The sequence below is a fragment of the Sphingomonas sp. Leaf339 genome (genome assembly GCF_001426195.1).
Classification (GTDB): Bacteria; Pseudomonadota; Alphaproteobacteria; order Sphingomonadales; family Sphingomonadaceae; genus Sphingomonas.
Map to the genome: position 1 here is coordinate 29697 of NZ_LMRS01000002.1, position 18741 is coordinate 48437.

Consider the following 18741-nt stretch of genomic DNA (forward strand, 5'->3'; position numbering starts at 1 on the left):
TCTCAATGCGATGGTGTAGACCTGTCCTTCAGCAAGGATCGTGCCGTTTGCCTTTGGAAACCGCGGGCAGGTCCTCCAGCGCCCGCATCGCCTTCGCGAGATCGAGGCGCCGCGCGCCGTCGAGCAGCTTTTCGACGGCGGTCTGGTCGCGCTTGGCCGCGCGAGTCGCTTCTTCGGCCGCCATGGCCCGCTGGCCGGCTATGCGAACGCGGCTAGCCGCGGCGTCGGCGGAGAGCTGAAGACGCTCCCGATAGAAGGCACTGGCAGACAGATGCTGTGCCGCCAGCACCTCGGCCGTCGGCGCGACCGCATCGACCAGTGCGGCGATCCGGTCCGTCAGCGCCGTCTCGCTCGCGAGCGTGTCATGGTGACGCATCTCGTCAGCGCGGGCGAGGCCGAGCTGCAATGTTCGCACGCGGTGGATGCGCGCGAGCGTCGCCGCGCGCGTCATCCTTCGCCGAACACGCCGACCAACTCGGCGGCAGCGACCGACAGCGGCACGACCTCGTCCGCATCCTGGCGGATGTAATCGGTGATGGCGGGGTGGCAGGCGATGGCGGCATCGATCGCCGGGTCTGCGCCGGGACGATAGGCACCCATCAGCACCAGATCGCGATTTTCCTCATACGTCGCCAGATGCCGGCGCAGCACACGGGCGGCGCGAACATGCTCGCGCCCGACGATGTCGGTCATCACCCGGCTGACCGAGGGGCCGACGTCGATCGCCGGATATACGCCGCGTTCCGCCAGCGCCCGGCTGAGCACGATGTGACCATCGAGGATCGACCGGGCGGAATCAACGACCGGATCGTTGCCGTCGTCGCCATCTGCCAGCACGGTGTAGATGGCGGTGATCGATCCAGATCCTTGTGCATCGGCGCCGGCACGTTCGATCAGGTTGGGCAGCATCGCGATGGCAGACGGTGGATAGCCCCGCGCCGACGCCGGCTCGCCCAGCGCCAGTCCGATCTCTCGACCGGCATGGGCGACGCGGGTCAGCGAATCCATGATGAGCAGCACGCGCTTGCCCTCGGCGCGAAACGCCTCGGCGATGGCGTGGGTGCGGAGTGCCCCACGGATGCGCAGCACCGGCGAATGATTGGCCGGCACTGCGACCACGACGGAGCGTGCCCGTGCCTCGCCTGCGACCTTGGTATCGAGGAAATCGGCGACTTCGCGCGATCGCTCGCCGATCAAGCCAATGACCACCACATCGGCCTTGGCCGCGCGAACCATCATGCCGAGCAGCACCGACTTGCCGACGCCCGATCCGGCCATGATGCCGATCCGCTGCCCCTGCCCCACGGTCAGCAATCCGTTGATCGCGCGAACGCCGACGTCGAGCGGCTCGAGCACACGACCGCGATCGAGCGGCCCCTGCAACTTGCCCGCCAGTGGCCAGCGACCGGCACCACGGATCGGGCCGAGGCCATCGATCGGCCGGCCCGCGCCATCGACGACGCGACCGAGCAGCGCCGCCCCCACCTCCGCCTCGCCGGGCGCACCGACCGGCCGGACGGGCGCCCTGGGCAACAGCGCGGCGGGACCGCCCAGATTCATCATCAGCGTGCGTTCGCCGCGAAAGCCGATGACCTCCGCCTCTACCGCATCGCCGACCCGGCATACGGTGCCGACCGGCAACGACAGCCCGACCGCCTCCATCAGCAATCCGTCATAGGAGGCCAGGCGGCCCGACACGGAGGCGGTCGGCCGGAAATCGGCATTCGCCAGCGTGCCGAGATAATCGGCGGTGAAGCGGTTCAGCATCAGGCGGGTAGAGGCACGCGGTCGATCGCAGCGGCCAGTTGTTCCAGCCACAGCGCCGGCCCGTCCTCGACCACGGTCGATGCGCTTTCCAGCACGAAGGCACCCCGCGCGACATTGGCGTCGCCGACCGCAAACACCGTCCCCGGCAACCGCCCCTCGATCAGCACGACATCGTCGGGATGGAGGCGAAGGAGCGCCGACTCGGCCCCGTCCGCCAGCATTTCGGTGGCGATCTGGACGCGCGCGTGAAGGCGATCGGCGGCGACGCCGACATCGCCGACGATGCGGGTGACGAGCATCAGCACCGTCTGGCGCAGTTGTGCCGCAACCTGCTCACGGTCGATCCGGTCGCTGCCCAGCGCAGCGGCGACACCCGCCGTCAGCGCCTCGTCGCGCGCGCGCGTCGCGGTGGCCGCTGCCGCCGCTGCGGCCAGACCCTCGGCGTAGCCGGCGGCATGCGCGGTTTCCAGCGGATCGACGAAGCACGACTGATCGAGGCTGGCGTCCAGCGGATTCCAGCCGGCGGTCGGGTTCTCGCCCGGATTGGCGGGGCTGAAGTGGCGCGGTTCCACCATCGTCGTTGCCGACCGGGTGCGCGGATCGCTCGGCGCGAAACCGGCGGGCGGCGCAAAGGCGGCCTGCAGGATATGGGTAGCCGCGCTGTGGCGTGCGGCGAAGCCGGCGACGAAACCCTCAGACATAATCGTCCTCGCCCGCCCCCATCTGGATCGTGCCGTCCTTCGCCAGACCGCGCGCGATCGCGATCATCGCCTTTTGCGCTTCCAGCACTTCGGCGAGCTTCATCGGCCCGCGTGCCTCCATCTCGTCGCGGATGCCGTCGGCGGCGCGCGCCGACATGCAACCCAGGAAGCGAGCGCGGATCGTTTCGTCGACGCCCTTCAGCGCCTTGGTCAGGATTTCGCCATCGACGTTGCGGATCACGGTGCCGAGATTCTTGTCGTCCATCTCCAGCAGGTTGTCGAAGACGAACATCGCCTCCTCGATCTGCTTGGCGACCTCGCGGTCGATCTTGAATAGTTTCGGCATGACCCGCTGTTCGGTCGCCTTGCGGGCGCCGGACAGGATCTTCGCGGCCTCGCGCGTGCCGCCCAGCGTCACGGCGGCGGCGCTGGCCGATCCGGTCCGCTGCGCCAGCAGGGTCTTCAACGTATCGACCGCCTCCGGTGTGATCGGCCCCAGCTTGGCGATGCGGTGCAGGATATCAGGCTGGGCGGTATCGGGCAGCAGCTCCAGCACCTGTCCACCGATCGACGGATCGAGATTGGCGATCAGCACGGCGGCAATCTGCGGATGCTCCTTCTCGATCATCGCGGCGATATCGGTCGCGTCCATCCAGTCGAGCAGTTCCAGCTCGCACGCCGCTTCGGCCGGTGTTATCCGCGCGAGCACGCTCTCCGCCTTTTCGGCACCCAGCGCACGGTTCATTACCGCTTCCACCTGCGGACGCGGGTCGAACGAAATGCCGGTCCGCTCGCGAGCACGGCCGACGAAATCGTCCAGCACGTCCTCGACCTCCTGTTCCGACACGTCGGCGACGTTGAACATCGCCGCGCCGAGCTGGCGTACCTCGTCCGGCTCCAGTTTCTGGAGGATGGCTGCCGCCTCTTCCTCGCCGACGATCATCATCAGCACGGCTGCGCGTTCGATGCCGGTATAGGTCCGCATCGCGAGTGCGCTCACTTGGCGTCGGCCTTTATCATGTCGCGCACGGCCAGCGCGGCGCGGGCAGGATTATCACGCGTGAAGCCGCGGACCGCACCGATCCGCTCGTCATAGCCACGGCTGTTTTCCAGCTGATCAAGGCTGACGGGCGGCGCGACCATCGGCATGCCATCGGGACCGGGCAGCCCGACACCGGCGACCGCCGGCACGGTGGCATCCTCGCGCTTCTTCATCAGGCCCTTGGCCAGCGGCCGGACGCCCAGGAACAGCACGAGCAGCGCGATGAGGATCGCGGTGCCGTTGCGGGCGAGCACCGGCAGCCACGCATTGTCGTACCACTTGGTCGTGTCGGCCGTGTCGGTGGCGCCTGCGAACTTGCGGCTTATGACCGTCACCTGATCCTGCCGCTGCTGGTCGTATCCGACCGCGCTCTTCACCAGATCGGTCAGCTGAGTGATTTCCATCTGCGTGCGGCGGCCCTTGTCCGGATCGCGCAGCACCACCGCCACCGACAACCGCTTGACCGATCCCGGCGCGGCCCGCGTCACCGAAACCTCACGGCCCAGATCATAGGCGCGCTGATAGCTGTCGGTTTGCTTGGCGGGATCGGGCGAGGCGGCACCGGCGACGGGCTGCGGTCCACCGCTCGCGCCGACTGCAGGCGTTGGCACCTGCAAGGTGCTGGCCGGCGGCGGCGTGTTCGAAAGCGCACCCGGAATGCCGCCCGGCCCGCCGCCATCCTTCTGATTTCCGGTCCACGCACCGGTCTCGGCACGCAACGTACCCTGCTTGTCATAGCTTTCGCGCGTCGCCTGCGTCTCGTCGAGATTGACGTCCGCCTGCACTTCCGCCGAGAAATTGCCGGCACCCAGCAATGGCGTGAGCAACTGCGTCAATTGCTGGCGATACTTGTCCTCGACCCGCGCCTGGAACGCGATGCGCTCGTCCCCCATCGCCCCCGCCGCGTCACGGCCGCCGGGACGGGTCAGCAAGGCGCCGGCCTGATCGACAATCGTGACGGCATCGGGCTTCATCCCCGGCACCGACGAGGCGACCAGATTGATGATCGACGACACCTGCGCCTCGCTCAGCGTCCGGCCGGCGCCCAGCTTGACGATCACCGACGCCGATGGCGCGGCCCGGTCCCGCACGAAGACGGAGGCTTCCGGCATCGCGAGATGGACGCGCGCCTCCACCACCGAATCGATATCCTGGATCGAGCGGGCGAGTTCGGTCTCACGCGCCTGACGCAGGCGTTCGCCCTCCACCGCGCGGCTGACTCCCATCGGCAATTGATCGAGGATCGCATATCCGCCGGGTGCCGCCTTGGGCAGGCCCTGCCCGGCAAGCAACATGCGCGCCCGGCTGTAATCGTCCTCACCCACGGTCAGCGCGCCGGTGGCGTCATCGACATGCGCGGCGATATTCGCCTGCTCGAGGCTCTGGACGACAGCTGCCTTGTCGGCATCGGCGAGGCCGGAGAACAGCGTCTTCTGCGTTGGCGTGGACAGGCTCATCCAGGCAAGCGCAGCGGCACCGATCAACCCGACAAGCAGCGCCATCGGGGCCGAGCGACGGACCGCCGGCTGGGCCATGACGCCGCGGATCTGCTGGAGCGGATTGGCGAAACGCTCGGGGGTACCCGACGCGATAGTGGTGGTCAGGGCGGTGCTCATCGGATCAGACCGGCATGCTCATGATGTCCTTGTAGGCGGACAGCAGCTTGTTCCTGACCTGCAGGGTCGCCTCGAACCCCACGCTCGCCTGCTGGCGGGCCAGCATCACCTTGGCGATGTCGACCGTCTCGCCACGTTCGTAACTTTCCGACAGCTTGGCCGCCTGGTTCTGCCCCTCGTTGACGCTTTTCAGCGCACCGTCGAGCGTATCGGCGAAGCTGGTCGGCTGCGCTGAAACAGCGCCGGACGACGAGTTTGCGCTGGCGCGCCCCAGCGCCTGGTTGCGCTCCAGTATCTGGGCGCGAAGCTGCATGACGCGGTCGATTCCCATCGCCCCGCCGACACCATCAATGCCGCTCATGCCGATGCCACCCGGGCGAGATCATCACCCTGTTCGCGCGCCTTGGCCAGTCGATAACGCAGCGTGCGTTCGGAGATGCCGAGGCGACGCGCGGTCTCGATGCGGCTGCCGTTACAGGCGGCCAGCGTGTCGCGGATCGCCTGGAACTCGCTCATCTGCACCACATTGCCCAGCGTCTCGGCCGGCATCGCGCTGATTGCGGGCAGGCTGTGCTGGAAGGACAGGGCGACGGGGCGATCGAACAGAACGTGGCTGCGGTCGATCATGTCGCCCCCGGCGAACAGCAGGGCGCGCTGCACCACATTCTCCAGCTCGCGGACATTGCCCGGCCAATCGTGCCGCATCAGCGCGTCCAGCGCATCGCGAGTGGGCCACGGCACGACGGCACGGTTGCCGGCATGGCGCAGGATCATCGTCGCGACGAGCGCGGGGATGTCGTCGGCCCGCTCGGCCAGCGATTTGGTCGACAACGGGAAGACGGCGAGACGGTAATAGAGATCCGCCCGGAACCGGCCCGCCGCCACTTCGGCCTGCAGGTCGCGATTGGCGCAGGCGATCACGCGCACGTCGATCGGCTGCGGCACGGAGGCGCCGATCGGCACTACCTCGCGCTCCTGCAACACGCGCAGCAGCTTCGACTGGAGCGCCAGCGGCATCTCGGCGATCTCGTCGAGCAGGATGGTGCCGCCATCGGCCGCGCGGAAGAACCCCTCCCCGCCCGACGATGCGCCGGTGAAGGCGCCCTTCTGATGGCCGAACAGCAGCGCTTCAAGCATCGTTTCGGGAAGTGCCGCGCAGTTGATCGCGATGAACGGCTTGGCCGAACGCGTGGAATTGGCGTGGATCGACCGGGCGAGCACTTCCTTGCCCGTGCCGGTCGGCCCGTTGATGAGGACGGTGATGTCCGCCTGCGCCACCCGCTCGGCCAGCGCGAACAGCGCCAGCGTTTCCGGATCGGCTGCGGTCGGCAGATCGGGCCCACCGACCAGCGCCCGGACAAAGGCGTTGCCGACGGCGGCATCGGCCGGGCCGAACACGACACGATGCGGTGCACCGTCGCGGCCCGGCACGATGGCAGGGTTGGAGGCGAAGGCGCCGGTGCCGACGACCACGGTACGGGCCGGCATCGTCACCGGCTCCCCCTCGGTCACCAGAAACAGGTCGCCCAGCTTTGGTGCGGCGGTCGTGGCCGATCCGATTTCGAAACCCTGGGCGCGCAGGGACGATACCAGCGCGTATCGCTGCTCCATCATCATTGCGGAAGGAAAGATCGTACGCATGCAAAGCCCCTTGGACACTGGGCACTTATTGCCGGGTGCAGGGTAAACGCCGGGTAAACCCCAGCGAATATTTTCCGCCTGCGCGTACGACGTGCTCGTGGCGCGTCATACGCGCGCGTAAGGCGTTCTGAGCACCGGCGAAGCAATCGACGACCGTTGGCGAGGCCGGCAATTTTTTCCCTTAAGCCCGGTGCCGGGCGGTCGTTCCTTGCTGTGACGGCTCGGCCCTCCGCTCTCGGGGGCGGCGGGGAAGCCGTAAACCTGTGGAGATCAACCATGACCGTTATCGCGACCAACACCTCGGCCCTGCGCGCCGCCAACGCTTCGATGACTGCCAACGCCTCGCTGTCCACCGCGATGGAGCGGCTGTCGACGGGCAAGCGTATCAATTCCGCCAAGGACGATGCCGCCGGCCTCGCGATCGCCCAGTCGATGACCGCCTCGATTCGCGGCATGAACCAGGCCGTCCGCAACGCCAATGACGGTATCTCGCTGGCGCAGACCGCCGAAGGCGCGCTGGGCGAAGTGACCAACATGCTGCAGCGTATCCGCGAACTGGCGGTTCAGTCGGCATCGGGTACCTATGGCGACACCAACGACCGCGTGAACCTGAACGCCGAAGTCACCGAACTGAAGGCACAGATCACTAGCGTCCTGTCGACCACCGAGTTCAACGGCACCAAGATCTTCAATTCCGGCACCACCGGCTACACCGCCCGCACGGCGGCGATCAGCATCCAGGTCGGTTCGGAAGCGACCGACAAGGTCGATCTGAACATTGGCGCACCGGCCGATCTGGGCGCCGCCACCGTCGACACCGCCGCCAATTCGACGATTGCGCTGGGCAATGTCGACACGATGCTCGATTCGGTCGCCACGGCCCGCGCCAAGCTGGGCGCCGGCCAGAGCCGCCTGCAGTCGGTGGTCAACAACCTGACCAGCAACGTCACCAACCTGTCCGACGCGCGCAGCCGGATCGAGGACGCTGATTTCTCGGCCGAGACGACCAACCTCGCCAAGGCGCAGATCCTGAGCCAGGCATCGACCGCGATGCTCGCCCAGGCGAACCAGTCGCAGCAGTCGGTGCTGAAGCTGCTCCAGTAATCCAGCCTCCGGCGTCGGCACCGGCCCCCGAATGCGAGGGTGCCGGCGCCGGCCCTCCCTACCTCTCGTGAGGGAGGGCCAACGAACCCCGGCGATCCATCAGGCGGATCGCCGGGGTTCCGCGTTAGCCATCGGCGCCTGACGCAGCAGCAGGTATCCGGCGCCGCCTGCCAGCAGCGAACCAGCGAAGACCCCCAGCTTGACCGCCCCCATCGCGTCGCCGGCATCGGCGAACGCCAGGCCGCCGATGAACAGGCTCATGGTGAAACCGATGCCGCACAGCACCGCCATGCCGTGGACCTGACGCCAGTTCGCCCCCATCGGCATGTCCGCCCAACCCAGCCGCACCATCGCGACGATGGCCGTAAAGATGCCGAGTTGCTTGCCGATCAACAGGCCCGCCGCGATCCCCAGTGGCAGCGGCGCGACCGCATCGTGGATCGTCATGCCGGCAAAGGACACGCCGGCATTGGCGAACCCGAAGATGGGCACGATCAGGAACGTGATCCCCGGATGCAACCGCCGCGCGAGCCGATCGAGCGGCGATTCGGACGCGGCGACCTCTTTCATCGGGATCGTCAGCGCCACCGCGACGCCGGCCAGTGTGGCATGGACGCCCGATAACAGAACACCGTACCAGATGCCGACCCCGATCAGCATGTACGGCCACAGCGTTCGCACCCCGAAACGGTTGAGGACCATCAGCAACGCCACGCCCGCGCTGGCGGCCAGCAGCGGCAACAGCGCGATCTGCCCGGTGTAGAACAGGGCGATGACGACGATGGCGAGCAGATCGTCGATCACCGCGATCGCGGTCAGCAGGATCTTCAGCGAGACCGGAATGCGCGACCCCAACAGTGCCAGAATACCGAGCGCAAAGGCGATGTCGGTCGCCGCCGGGATTGCCCATCCCCGCCAGTTCGCCGGATCGCCGCCATTGATGCCAAGGTAAACCAGCGCCGGCACCACCATGCCGGCGAGCGCCGCCACCCCAGGCAAGACGCGCCGGTCCCACGACGCCAGATGCCCCGCGATCATCTCGCGCTTCACCTCCAACCCGATCATCAGGAAGAACAGCGCCATCAGGCCATCATTGATCCAGTGCAGGACGCCCATTCCGCCGACAGAGACGTGCAGCAGATGCTCATATTCCGCCGCCAGTGGCGAGTTGGCGACCAGGATCGCCGCCACCGCCGCCGCCATCAGGACGATCCCGCCCGACGCCTCTTCATGGATGCAGCGCCGGAAACCGCTGGCGATGGCGCGTTTCGACAAGAGCCGATTGTTCATGAAGTCCCCCTTGCCCACCGAACGATCGGCGAAGACTTTGGGGCGGACTTGCCGATGAAAGAATGGTGCACCCGGCAGAATTCGAATCTGCGACCTCTGCCTTCGGAGGGCAGCGCTCTATCCAGCTGAGCTACGGATGCGTGGGGGTCCGCGTAGCAAAGCGATGCGGCGGGCGCCAGAGGGTTTTCATGCATCGGCGGTGATCGGTGCCTTGGTCGGTGCCGGAGTCTTGGGCTTGAACGCGCACAGGTCGGCGACCAGGCAGCGCCAGCATTCGGGGCGGCGCGCCTTGCAGACATAGCGGCCGTGCAGGATCAGCCAGTGATGGGCGTGAAGGCGGAAGGGCTGCGGCGTCGCCTTATCCAGCTTCAGCTCGACCGCCAGCGGCGTCTTACCGCGGGCCAGCCCGGTGCGGTTGCCGACACGGAAGATGTGCGTGTCGACGGCAAAGGTTTCCGCCCCGAACGCCACGTTCATGACCACGTTGGCGGTCTTGCGCCCGACGCCGGGCAGGCGCTCCAGGGCATCGCGATCCGCGGGCACCTGACTGTCGAAATCGTCGATCAGCATCTGCGATAGGGCGATGACGTTCTTGGCCTTGCTGTTGAACAGGCCGATCGTGCGGATATGCTGTTTCAGCCCTTCTTCGCCCAGCGCCACCATCTTTTCCGGCGTATCCACGTCCTGAAACAGCAGCCGCGTCGCCTTGTTGACCGATACGTCGGTCGCCTGCGCGGACAGCGCGACCGCGACGACGAGGGTGAACGGGTTGCTGTAGGCCAGCTCCGTTTCCGGATGCGGGTCCGCCCCCGCCAGCCGGGCATAGAACTCGACCACGTCGGCACGCTTCACCGTCCTGCCCTCACAGGCCGAGCACGTCGCCCATGCGATACCGGCCCGCCGGCTGATCCACGAGCCATAACGCCGCCTTCACCGCACCGCGTGCGAACAGCGACCGGTCGTCGGCGCGGTGGTTGAGTTCGATCCGCTCGCCTTCGCCGGCGAAGATCACGCTGTGGTCGCCGATCACCGACCCGCCGCGCAGGGACGCCAGACCGATCGTGCCGTCCGAGCGCGCGCCGGTCAGCCCGCCGCGACCATCCACGCGCAGTTCCGACAGCGACACCCCACGCCCCGCCGCCGCCGCCTCACCCAGCAGCAGCGCGGTGCCGGAGGGGGCATCGACCTTATGCCGGTGGTGCATCTCAACCACCTCGATATCCCAGTCCGCACCGAGCTTCGCCGCCGCTTCGCGTACCAGCATGCCGAGCAGGGTCACGCCGAGCGAGGTGTTGCCCGTCTGAAGGATCGCCACGTCGCGGGCGACCTCATCGATCATGGCATGCTGTGCCGCCGATAGCCCGGTGGTGCCGATCACCAGCGGCGTCCCCGCCGTCTGCGCAGCGACCAAATGCGCGTCAAGCGCGGAGGCGGTGGAAAAATCGACCAGCACGTCCGCGGTCCGGGCCAGCGCCAGCGGATCGCCCCCGGCGTCACAGCCACCGGCCAGCACCGCACCCTGATCGACGATGGCGCCGGCGATGGCGCGGCCCATTCGTCCCGCGCTGCCATAGATGCCGATCGCGGTCATGCGTGGACCCCCCTGAGATCGCAGCCCGGAAAGTCACTAAAGTCACACCATCCTACACGCGCGCGATCGCGCGAGGGTTGCGGGCGGGCATGGAGAATGGTCGGTCGAGAAGATGCGGTCGGGCGGATCATGCTTTCCCTTTCGCATGGAAGCGGGGGCGTAGGACAGGTGGGAAATCGTGTTTGGCGATCGGGTTTTCGATGCCAGCGTAACGATGGCGTGCCCGATGCACAGATGGTCAATTACCGACATACAGGGCGATACAGTTGCATCGATCCAGACAAATTCGTTTGAAATGTCGATTGATCTCAATCACGTTCTCCCAAGCAAGGTCTGGATCGAGGTGAGGATGCTCGCGCTACTGTTGATGGTTCAAGCGGCGTCTTCGGACATCGTCATCACCGGAAAGCGCCTCTCTGAAGAGCATGCCATATGCGATCAGGGTCGCTGCACGCCGCTGCGAGATGCGGAGGTATCCATCGCCTATGCCGAGGCACAGTTTCGCGAGGGCAAATACCTGGACGCCAGGAACTCCCTTGCCGCTGCAGTGAACCGTAATCGCAATCATGCAAAGATTGCTCCGAAACCTGTCGCCGCATTGTACGAAGCCTATGCCACGGTCGCCCTTCACGAGGGCGATCAGGAAATCTACTAGCGTGCCGTAGGCAATCGCGTCCGTACGTTGCGCGACAACCTGCCCGTCAGCGATCCTGCGGTCGTTGCCGCCACACCAGCCCTAGGCGACATGTGGGTCAAGCTGCGTCATTATGGACAGGCCGATTCTTCCTATCAGGCGGCAGAGCGGCGCGCATTGGATGCGGGAGAGGACCGCGCCGCTTTGCTGGCGGCGATAAAACGAGTCTCGCTGTGCTTGGCGATTGGCCAGCGAGCGCGGGCGAGGCGAATGATCGACGAGATCGAGGCACGGCCCGTAGCAATCGATCCGGTCATGAAAGCCGTTATTGCCGTGATACGCTTTCGCATGGCCGCCCGTGACGCGAGCGACGCGGAGGTCGTGAAGCTGGCCGGGGAGATCAGGCAAAGCCAGGGGATGGAGCCTGCGCTGCTTTGGGCTCCGTCCTTTCCGACCGACGCGACGGTTGCCGCCAATACCGATGCGCGCAAATTCGGCCTGACAGACGCCTTTCCGAATCGAACCTCCGAGATCGGCGGCATCCAGTGGATCGATGTTGGCTTCTGGATTCGCCCCGATGGCCGCACAGCCGAGATGGAAGTTCTGCGCAGATCGAAAACGGCACCATGGAGCGAGCAGATGCTCGCACAAATCGGTGGTCGTCGTTATGCCTCATCGTCGCAAATGGCATCTGAGACGACAGCGGCCGCGATTAACGGCGTTTATAGGGTCGAGCGGATCACGCGGCGATCGACCTACGACACGCCGACCGGTAGCCTGATCCGGCGCCGGGTAACGGATGAAGGTTTTGAAATACTTGCCCTGACCGATACCGGCATTGCATTGAAATAGTCGTCATACGCCATGTCCGTCCCTTCGCATGGAAGCGGGGGCGCGGGACAGGGCGGAAATGGCGGCGGGAGGGGTTTTATGTCCCCGAACGGGCAAGCCAGCGCTTGGAAAGTTAGGCTAAGGTTAGGCGTAAACCGGCCCTATCGCCGGGGTGAACGATGATGGGAAAGAGCGAAGCGAGGGTGTCTTGCCAGCGGTATATCAAGACGGGGTTCTGTAGGACAGCGATCGGTGGCATCGCCCGATATAGGACCATCGCGGCGGCGCGGCGGTTCACAGGTCGGGATCGAGCGACGCGTAATCGGGCCGCCCCGCGATATAGAACCGTGCGGCGTCGGACGGATCGAACCCATAAGAGATCAGTTCTTCGATCCGCTTGCAGAAGTAATCGATGACCGCGCGCACGCCCTGGTCGATGCGTTCGTCCGCCAACTGGCTGGATACCAGCAGCCAGCCGCCGCGATCGTAGCGAACGACATCCAGCGCCTCCAGCGCCTTGCAGTGGCGATAGGCGGTGCCGTAACTGAGACCCGTCAGTGCCATGATCTGGCGCAGCGGGATCGGGCGCCTGATGTCGTCAGGGGTCGGTTGACAGGCATAGGCGTCGCTCAACGCGGGGTCTTCGGTGACGTGGCGCACGCTGGCGACGACGATGACGGTCCAGATCAGCCTGCTCGTCCAGTCAGTCACCGGCTCGGCGGCATATTCGAACGGGATCAGCCAAGCATCGAACGCGGCCAATAGGGTCATCTTGCGGAGCAACGGCGACGGCGCGCGGATCGGCGCGGGAAATGCCACGTCGTGGCTCATATCCTCGGCCAGGCGCACGAAGCTGTCATGCGCCAGTGTCATGAACCCGGTGGTGGCGGGAGCGAAGGCGGCGCTTATAGCCAAGGTGATCCCGCCCTCGACCTCGACGACCGCGCCCGTTTTCAGCAGGCCGCGAACATAGGCGTGCGTGGTAGTGTAGGGCCGGTGCAGCGAGGCGGCGATACGCCGGATCGACATCGACTGGACGGACGCGGCCGGTGCCCGAAACCGCTTACCGTCCACCCAGTCGTCCGCGCATCGCCGCACCAGCAGCGCGAAGACCGCGCCCCATTCGTGATGGCCGGGAAAGAGACGCACGGCAGCGATCGCGGCGGTCAGGTGTAGTTCGTTGCCGAGCCGAGACAACTTTCGCACGGGGAGTTCGCTGCTCATCGTCGATATCTCGGCACGCATCGTTGCATGTCCCGATTAGAGACGGTGAACGTGCGGTTGTCCAGATCGGATCACCAAGTCGTGGACAGCCTTGAAAGTTACTCTAACTGGTCTTCCCCACGAGCCCGCCGATGATCGGCTGGTGTACCGAATGGGGGGAATGAAATTATGAAGACGATCAAGTTGGCGATGGCGTTGGCGCTGCTGTGCCCGATGTCGGCCGAAGCCGCCGTGACAATTACGAACTATTCCTTTGCCGCTACGTTCGATTCCAGTCGCCCGGTTAACCTGATCGAGGGTACTTTATCGGCAAGCTATGATGATCAAAGCCGAACGCTATCGCTCACCGATTTCTATACTGAATTCAACGGTAAATCATTTTATTTCGACGAGGTAGGCGTCTTTGGCACCGGTTCCAGCTTTAATATTGTTGCCGTCAAATTTGACGGCGTCGAAAATCTTGCTGCGGATAGTGAGGATTTCATTGCCGGCTTCTCGGTTGCCAACGGGCTGCTGACCACGCTCAATTCATTCTCTTATTCATACAACGGTGCGGCCGGTGTGGGGCCAGCGAGTTCATTGACCACTACCCTTGCGGTCATTCCGGACGAGATCGAGGAAACGCCCGTAGCCGCCGTTCCCGAGCCTGCGACCTGGGCGATGATGCTGGTGGGTTTTGGCATGGTGGCTGGTGCGGCCCGCTATCGCCGTCGCGACACAAAGATCGCCTACGCCTGATCCAGGTTTTACTGATCTCACGAAGCGTATCAACGGTGGCATTACGGGGATTGCTGATCGTCAAGCGATATGGACGAAGGCACGGGCAGTCCTCGCCTGACCCCTAATCTACCGGTCAGTCCGCAACTGTGCTTGCAGCCGTTCGATAATTTCGGTGAGGAATGCAGCGCTTACAAAATCTTCGATCCGATCGGCGATGGCGAGCGCCTTCACGAGGGTCTCGTATAGCGACTGTATTTCCTCACGATCCGTCATCCACACTCTCACCACAAATCTGATATCGCGACTTATTCGCTTGCAATTATTTGAAACTGTCATTCAGATAGGCAGATGAACGACAGACCATCGGCGAGCGTGCATCACGCGAAGGTCGCGCAAAACCTTCTCTCGATGCGTGAACATAGGTCACGGTATTTCGGTTCGGAAATTTTCGATGAACACGCATGGACCATGTTGCTCCATCTGTTCGTGGAGCAATCGGCCCACCAGAAAACATCAGAAAGTCGGCTGTATCATTTAGTCGATGTGTCGCATATGGTTGGTAAACGCTGGCTGAACCATCTCGTTCAGATTCATCATGTTTCGGTCGATGACGATGAGGATGAGGTGACGCTCACCAGCACCGCGCTCGAACGCATGACGGCTTTCTTGGAGAGCGAGGCACTGTCGCGGAATCGGGATTGACAGTGACGGGCTGCACTCTCCTGACACAGCCGCTGGATCGAGTTTTCTACATTATCTGATCGGACTTAATCGAAAGGCTGTTCACCAAGCGTCCAGTCGAACACCTTGTCTTTTGAAAATATCTCCGCGCATTTTTGCCGATCAGCGGCGGGGTTCGGGATGCGGTAGTAGTGGACGATCTTGGCTACACGATCCGTCACCAGCCTGACCCGGTTGCAAGCGGTGACGGGTGGTTCACTCTCTGCCACCACCTGATCGGCCTTCCACGAAGTGATCGAATATGATTCGTTGTAGAGCATGACCTGACGGTAAGGGCCGAACGCTGATAGTTCGGCGATCTGGCACGCCTCACTGGTCTGGTTGCATGTCACATCGAGGAAGGTTGAGCCTTTCATATCCTCCCCGATCAGCGATCCTTGGCTATGGATGTAGCCGTTACCGTCATCGTAGAATGATGGTGTTGGCCACCTGATTGGGGCGTCATCCACACGCTTGATCAACCATGGGCCAACCCCTCCCACCAGCACCGTGGCCAACGCAAAACCGCCCGCGAATTGCTTCATTACGGTCCCCCAAACCTCTGTGTATCATCGCTGCCATGAACAAGCCGCGCAACATCGTTGTCCTGACCGGTGCGGGAGTTTCGGCCGAAAGCGGCCTACCCACCTTCCGCTCCAAATCTGGCGTAACCTATTGGGATGTAATTGAAGATTATCTTGGTCCAAAAAGTTATAGAGTTGAGGATGTCTGCACGCCCGAAGCGCTGGCGGGCGATCCGGTGCTCGTGCACCGTTTCTATGATGCGCGGCGGGCGGCGTTGGCGGGGGTGGCGCCGAATGCGGCGCATATCGCGCTGGCGCGGCTGGATGCGGCGTGGCCCGGCGAGTTGCTGATCGTCACGCAGAATGTGGATGACCTGCATGAGCGGGCTGGGGCGACGCGGCTGGTGCATATGCACGGCGAGTTGCGGTCGGCGCTGTGTGCGGCGTGCGGTGCGCGGCGGCCGCATGCGGGGGACCTGCCGCCGGGGAGTGTTTGCCCGGCCTGCGGGGCACCGGCGTTGCGGCCGGACATCGTGTTCTTTGGCGAGATGCCGTACCAGATGGCGCGGATCGAGGCGGCGGTGGCGGATGCCGATCTGTTCGTGTCGATCGGGACGTCCGGCGCGGTCTATCCGGCGGCGGGCTTCGTGCAGATGGCGGCGCATTATGGCGCGGCGACGCTGGAATTGAATCTGGAGCGGTCGGCGGGGAGTTCGTCGTTCGACGAGACGCGGCTGGGGCTGGCAGGGGTGTTGGTGCCGGCGTGGGTCGAGGAGGTCTTGGCAACGGGTTGAGTCAGGGATCCGGCCGCCCTCACCCTCCCCACCCGGCGTTGCCGGGCGGACCCCTTCCCTCTCCCGATGGGAGAGAGAGTTCGCATATTATTCCACCCAGTCGAGGCCGATGTCGCGGTAGAGCTGGCGGTCTTCGTCCCAGCCGGGTTTCACCTTCACGTGCAGGTACAGGTGCACCGGGCGATCGAGCACGGTGGCGAGTTCGGCGCGGGCGCGGGCGCCGATTTCCTTGATACGGGCGCCGCCCTTGCCCAGCACGATCGCGCGCTGGGTGGGGCGTTCAACAAGAACCTGCTGGTGGATCTCGACCGATCCGTCCGCGCGTTCCTCGAACTTCTCGGTTTCGACGGCGCTGGCATAGGGCAGCTCGGCATGGAGCTGGAGGTAGATCTGCTCGCGCGTCACCTCGGCGGCGAGCGCGCGTTCGGTGGCGTCGGAGACCTGATCCTCCGGATAATGCCACGGGCCGGGGGGCATCGCGTTCGCCAGCGCGGTCTTCAGTTCGGGCAGGCCGTCACCGGTCTGGGCGCTGACGAACCAGGTTTCGGCGAAATCGACCTGCGCGTTCAGGCGCTCGGCGTGGATCAGCAGCTTGGCCTTGTCCGCGAGATCGACCTTGTTGAGGATCAGGTGCTTGGGTTCGGGCCGGTCCTTCAGCGCCTCGGCGATGTCGGTCACCTTCGCGCCCAGTCCGCCCTTGGCATCGACGACCAGCGCCAGCACGTCGGCGCCCTCGGTGCCGCCCCAGGCGGCCGACACCATCGCGCGGTCGAAGCGGCGGCGTGGTTCGAAGATGCCGGGGGTGTCGACCAGGAGCAACTGGGCATCGCCCTCCATCGCGACACCGAGCAGGCGAGCGCGCGTGGTCTGCGCCTTGGGGCTGACGATCGCGACCTTCTGGCCAACGAGCGCGTTCACCAGGGTCGATTTGCCCGCGTTGGGCGCGCCGACGACGGCGACGAGGCCGCAGCGTTGCGGCGGTGTCGGCTGTTCGGGCCGCTGGTCGGGGATCGGTTGGTCGGTCATGTACTTACCTTTTCCAGCAGCGCCCGCGCGGCGGCGGTCTCCGCTTCCTGTTTGTTGCCGCCCGTCGCCTGCGCCGTGGCGAAGGTGCCGATCGCGACGCTGACGGTGAAGCGCGGCGCGTGGCCGGGGCCAGAGCGATCGACAATCGTGTATTCGGGCGGACGCCGGCCGGATGCCGCCGCCCATTCCTGCAGCGCCGATTTGGGATGCTGCGGCGCCTTGTCATGGCTTTGCACGCGGCCCGTCCAGGCGGCGCGGACGAAGGTGCGGGCGGCGTCGAGGCCGGCTTCGCGGTACCATGCGCCGATCAGCGCCTCCATCACGTCGCCCAGCACATTGTCACTGTCGATCGCGCCATCGTCGCGCGCCTGCTTGCCGAGGCGCAGATGATCGCGGACGCCGATCGTGCGCGCGACCTGCGCGCAGACCGCGCCGGTGACCAGCGCGTTGAAGCGTTTCGACAATTGCCCTTCGGGTTCGGTCGGGAACAGCTCCCACAGCCATTCCGCCACCAGCAGGCCGAGGACGCGGTCGCCGAGAAATTCGAGCCGTTCGTAATTGGCCGCCGCCTGGCTGCCATGCGTCATCGCCCGTTCGAACGGGGCGATATCGGCAGGCAGCCGGCCGAACGTGGCGGSGAGCCAGTCGGGAAAGGTCGCGCTCAGAAGCCCTCTCCGATCCGGTTCCAGCGGGCGGCGGACACCCAGGTCCACGGCTTCAGCCACTCGGCCGAACCATCGGTGGAGAAGAAGCCGACCATCGCTTTGCCCTCGATCCGCTCCAGCGGGATATAGCCCATACCGATCGGCGGCGCGAAGCGGCTGTCGGCGGAATCGTCGCGGTTGTCGCCCATCAGGAACACGTTGCCGGCCGGCACGGTATAGGTGCCGGTGTCGTCCGCCTCTGGAATGTCGCGCTGGTCGAGGACCGAATAGCTGCGGCCGCCGGGCAGCGTTTCGCGGTAACGGCGATAGCGGCAGATCGGCTGGCCGTTCAACACGTCCTGAAACTGCGTATCGCAGTGGCGCGTGTCGAAATTGGGGGTGAGCGGCAGCGTGAAATCGGCGATCCGCTGTTTGGGGATCGGCTTGCCGTTCAGGACGAGCTGGCCGCCGACCATCTGCACGGTGTCACCGGGCAGGCCGATGACGCGTTTGATGACATCGTGATCGCCGTGTGCGGGATCGGTGTCGCCGGGCGCGGGCTCCGGGCTGCGGAACACCACCACGTCGCCGCGCGCGGGCACCGAGGCAAGGATGCGGCCGGGGATGATCGGCAGGCCCCAGGGCAGCGACCAGCGCGAATAGCCGTAGTTCCATTTTGACACGAACAGATAGTCGCCGATCAGCAACCGGGGCAGCATCGATTCCGACGGGATCGAGAACGGCGCCAGGATGAAGCTGCGAAAGATCAGCACGACGAGCGCGAGCTTCAGGAGGAAACGGAGCGTCTCGCTCGTTTCCGAGCGGGCGGGTGCGGGTCCGGATGCGGATTTGGCCATGGATGGACCCATAAC

20 protein-coding genes, 1 tRNA gene and 1 pseudogene are annotated in these 18741 nt (G+C 65.2%); 6 read left to right on the forward strand and 16 right to left on the reverse strand.

All coding sequences use genetic code 11. The annotated features are described in order from the left end of the window. Positions 1 to 28: 28 nt before the first annotated feature. Genes ASG67_RS05385 through ASG67_RS05415 form a run of 7 tightly spaced genes read right to left on the reverse strand, consistent with a single transcriptional unit; the run spans position 29 to position 6767 of the window. Positions 29 to 451 (reverse strand): hypothetical protein, encoded by a 423-nt coding sequence (locus tag ASG67_RS05385; protein WP_056526669.1) that lies wholly within the window; start codon positions 449 to 451, stop codon positions 29 to 31. Then, entirely contained in the window at positions 448 to 1767 is a 1320-nt protein-coding gene (locus tag ASG67_RS05390) for a FliI/YscN family ATPase (RefSeq protein ID WP_056526672.1), read from the reverse strand. Before ASG67_RS05390 ends, ASG67_RS05385 begins: the two co-directional genes overlap by 4 nt. Continuing rightward, entirely contained in the window at positions 1767 to 2468 is a 702-nt protein-coding gene (locus tag ASG67_RS05395; RefSeq protein ID WP_056526675.1) for a flagellar biosynthesis protein FliH, read from the reverse strand. Before ASG67_RS05395 ends, ASG67_RS05390 begins: the two co-directional genes overlap by 1 nt. Further along, the gene (fliG, locus tag ASG67_RS05400; protein ID WP_056526839.1) at positions 2461 to 3453 is read right to left on the reverse strand and encodes a flagellar motor switch protein FliG; all 993 of its coding nucleotides are present in this window, start codon (positions 3451 to 3453) and stop codon (positions 2461 to 2463) included. The genes ASG67_RS05395 and fliG overlap by 8 nt, the downstream gene beginning before the upstream one ends. An 11-nt stretch (positions 3454 to 3464) precedes the next feature. Further along, on the reverse strand, positions 3465 to 5126 hold the full coding sequence (gene fliF, locus ASG67_RS05405; protein WP_056526678.1) for a flagellar basal-body MS-ring/collar protein FliF: 1662 nt from the start codon (positions 5124 to 5126) through the stop codon (positions 3465 to 3467). A gap of 4 nt (positions 5127 to 5130) precedes the next feature. Beyond that, positions 5131 to 5487, reverse strand: a complete 357-nt coding sequence (gene fliE / locus ASG67_RS05410) for a flagellar hook-basal body complex protein FliE (protein ID WP_056526681.1) — start codon at positions 5485 to 5487, stop codon at positions 5131 to 5133. Further along, complete coding sequence (locus ASG67_RS05415) at positions 5484 to 6767, reverse strand: sigma-54 interaction domain-containing protein (protein ID WP_056526683.1); 1284 nt, start codon at positions 6765 to 6767, stop codon at positions 5484 to 5486. Before ASG67_RS05415 ends, fliE begins: the two co-directional genes overlap by 4 nt. Before the next feature lie 276 nt (positions 6768 to 7043). Here ASG67_RS05415 and ASG67_RS05420 point away from each other — a divergent pair, with 276 nt between their 5' ends. Further along, on the forward strand, positions 7044 to 7871 hold the full coding sequence (locus ASG67_RS05420; RefSeq protein ID WP_056526686.1) for a flagellin: 828 nt from the start codon (positions 7044 to 7046) through the stop codon (positions 7869 to 7871). Positions 7872 to 7970: 99 nt separating this feature from the next. Here the strand turns inward: ASG67_RS05420 and nhaA are convergent, their stop codons facing one another. The 4 genes from nhaA to dapB form a co-directional block, all read right to left on the reverse strand. Beyond that, positions 7971 to 9161 carry a Na+/H+ antiporter NhaA gene (gene nhaA, locus ASG67_RS05425; protein ID WP_056526842.1) on the reverse strand — a complete coding sequence of 397 codons (1191 nt, stop codon included), beginning with the start codon at positions 9159 to 9161 and terminating at the stop codon, positions 7971 to 7973. Positions 9162 to 9224: 63 nt separating this feature from the next. Next, positions 9225 to 9301 (reverse strand) — tRNA-Arg (locus ASG67_RS05430). Positions 9302 to 9347: 46 nt separating this feature from the next. Next, positions 9348 to 10013: an endonuclease III gene (nth, locus tag ASG67_RS05435; protein WP_056526689.1), complete on the reverse strand. Its 666-nt coding sequence runs from the start codon at positions 10011 to 10013 to the stop codon at positions 9348 to 9350. A 10-nt stretch (positions 10014 to 10023) separates the two neighbouring features. Beyond that, on the reverse strand, positions 10024 to 10752 hold the full coding sequence (gene dapB / locus ASG67_RS05440) for a 4-hydroxy-tetrahydrodipicolinate reductase (protein WP_056526692.1): 729 nt from the start codon (positions 10750 to 10752) through the stop codon (positions 10024 to 10026). A gap of 226 nt (positions 10753 to 10978) precedes the next feature. Between dapB and ASG67_RS19350 the strand changes: the two genes are divergently transcribed. Then, positions 10979 to 11407: a RagB/SusD family nutrient uptake outer membrane protein gene (locus ASG67_RS19350; protein WP_235535060.1), complete on the forward strand. Its 429-nt coding sequence runs from the start codon at positions 10979 to 10981 to the stop codon at positions 11405 to 11407. A 27-nt stretch (positions 11408 to 11434) separates the two neighbouring features. After that, a complete protein-coding gene (locus ASG67_RS05445; RefSeq protein WP_235535061.1) occupies positions 11435 to 12238 on the forward strand; it encodes a hypothetical protein in 804 nt (267 codons plus the stop codon). 273 nt (positions 12239 to 12511) lie between these two features. On the opposite strand, the gene ASG67_RS05450 is transcribed toward ASG67_RS05445, so the two are convergent. Beyond that, the gene (locus ASG67_RS05450; RefSeq protein ID WP_156460665.1) at positions 12512 to 13423 is read right to left on the reverse strand and encodes a helix-turn-helix domain-containing protein; all 912 of its coding nucleotides are present in this window, start codon (positions 13421 to 13423) and stop codon (positions 12512 to 12514) included. Between the two features lie 642 nt (positions 13424 to 14065). Here ASG67_RS05450 and ASG67_RS19780 point away from each other — a divergent pair. Beyond that, positions 14066 to 14179, forward strand: a pseudogene (locus tag ASG67_RS19780) (PEPxxWA-CTERM sorting domain-containing protein); the annotation flags it as partial. Positions 14180 to 14509: 330 nt separating this feature from the next. Continuing rightward, positions 14510 to 14863, forward strand: a complete 354-nt coding sequence (locus ASG67_RS05460) for a hypothetical protein (protein WP_056526701.1) — start codon at positions 14510 to 14512, stop codon at positions 14861 to 14863. 65 nt (positions 14864 to 14928) lie between these two features. Here ASG67_RS05460 and ASG67_RS05465 read toward each other — a convergent pair whose 3' ends face one another. Continuing rightward, entirely contained in the window at positions 14929 to 15426 is a 498-nt protein-coding gene (locus ASG67_RS05465; RefSeq protein WP_056526704.1) for a hypothetical protein, read from the reverse strand. Between the two features lie 35 nt (positions 15427 to 15461). Here ASG67_RS05465 and ASG67_RS05470 point away from each other — a divergent pair, with 35 nt between their 5' ends. Then, positions 15462 to 16199 carry an NAD-dependent deacylase gene (locus tag ASG67_RS05470; RefSeq protein ID WP_056526707.1) on the forward strand — a complete coding sequence of 246 codons (738 nt, stop codon included), beginning with the start codon at positions 15462 to 15464 and terminating at the stop codon, positions 16197 to 16199. Between the two features lie 87 nt (positions 16200 to 16286). Here ASG67_RS05470 and era read toward each other — a convergent pair whose 3' ends face one another. From era to lepB, 3 genes are read right to left on the reverse strand one after another with little or no spacing between them, the layout of a single operon-like run. Further along, complete coding sequence (era, locus tag ASG67_RS05475) at positions 16287 to 17225, reverse strand: GTPase Era (protein ID WP_056526710.1); 939 nt, start codon at positions 17223 to 17225, stop codon at positions 16287 to 16289. Continuing rightward, positions 17222 to 17890: a ribonuclease III gene (gene rnc / locus ASG67_RS05480; protein WP_056526844.1), complete on the reverse strand. Its 669-nt coding sequence runs from the start codon at positions 17888 to 17890 to the stop codon at positions 17222 to 17224. The genes era and rnc overlap by 4 nt, the downstream gene beginning before the upstream one ends. Next, positions 17887 to 18726 (reverse strand): signal peptidase I, encoded by an 840-nt coding sequence (gene lepB / locus ASG67_RS05485; RefSeq protein ID WP_056526847.1) that lies wholly within the window; start codon positions 18724 to 18726, stop codon positions 17887 to 17889. Before lepB ends, rnc begins: the two co-directional genes overlap by 4 nt. Positions 18727 to 18741 lie beyond the last annotated feature (15 nt).

Coding starts and splice junctions, on each gene's coding strand:
- ASG67_RS19350 (WP_235535060.1), top strand. CDS start 10,979: ATGCACAGATGGTCAATTACCGACATACAGGGCGATACAGTTGCATCG.
- ASG67_RS05420 (WP_056526686.1), top strand. CDS start 7,044: ATGACCGTTATCGCGACCAACACCTCGGCCCTGCGCGCCGCCAACGCT.
- ASG67_RS05470 (WP_056526707.1), top strand. CDS start 15,462: ATGAACAAGCCGCGCAACATCGTTGTCCTGACCGGTGCGGGAGTTTCG.
- lepB (WP_056526847.1), bottom strand. CDS start 18,726: ATGGCCAAATCCGCATCCGGACCCGCACCCGCCCGCTCGGAAACGAGC.
- era (WP_056526710.1), bottom strand. CDS start 17,225: ATGACCGACCAACCGATCCCCGACCAGCGGCCCGAACAGCCGACACCG.
- ASG67_RS05465 (WP_056526704.1), bottom strand. CDS start 15,426: ATGAAGCAATTCGCGGGCGGTTTTGCGTTGGCCACGGTGCTGGTGGGA.
- fliF (WP_056526678.1), bottom strand. CDS start 5,126: ATGAGCACCGCCCTGACCACCACTATCGCGTCGGGTACCCCCGAGCGT.
- dapB (WP_056526692.1), bottom strand. CDS start 10,752: ATGACCGCGATCGGCATCTATGGCAGCGCGGGACGAATGGGCCGCGCC.
- fliE (WP_056526681.1), bottom strand. CDS start 5,487: ATGAGCGGCATTGATGGTGTCGGCGGGGCGATGGGAATCGACCGCGTC.
- ASG67_RS05460 (WP_056526701.1), top strand. CDS start 14,510: ATGAACGACAGACCATCGGCGAGCGTGCATCACGCGAAGGTCGCGCAA.
- ASG67_RS05415 (WP_056526683.1), bottom strand. CDS start 6,767: ATGCGTACGATCTTTCCTTCCGCAATGATGATGGAGCAGCGATACGCG.
- nhaA (WP_056526842.1), bottom strand. CDS start 9,161: ATGAACAATCGGCTCTTGTCGAAACGCGCCATCGCCAGCGGTTTCCGG.
- ASG67_RS05395 (WP_056526675.1), bottom strand. CDS start 2,468: ATGTCTGAGGGTTTCGTCGCCGGCTTCGCCGCACGCCACAGCGCGGCT.
- fliG (WP_056526839.1), bottom strand. CDS start 3,453: ATGCGGACCTATACCGGCATCGAACGCGCAGCCGTGCTGATGATGATC.
- ASG67_RS05390 (WP_056526672.1), bottom strand. CDS start 1,767: ATGCTGAACCGCTTCACCGCCGATTATCTCGGCACGCTGGCGAATGCC.
- ASG67_RS05385 (WP_056526669.1), bottom strand. CDS start 451: ATGACGCGCGCGGCGACGCTCGCGCGCATCCACCGCGTGCGAACATTG.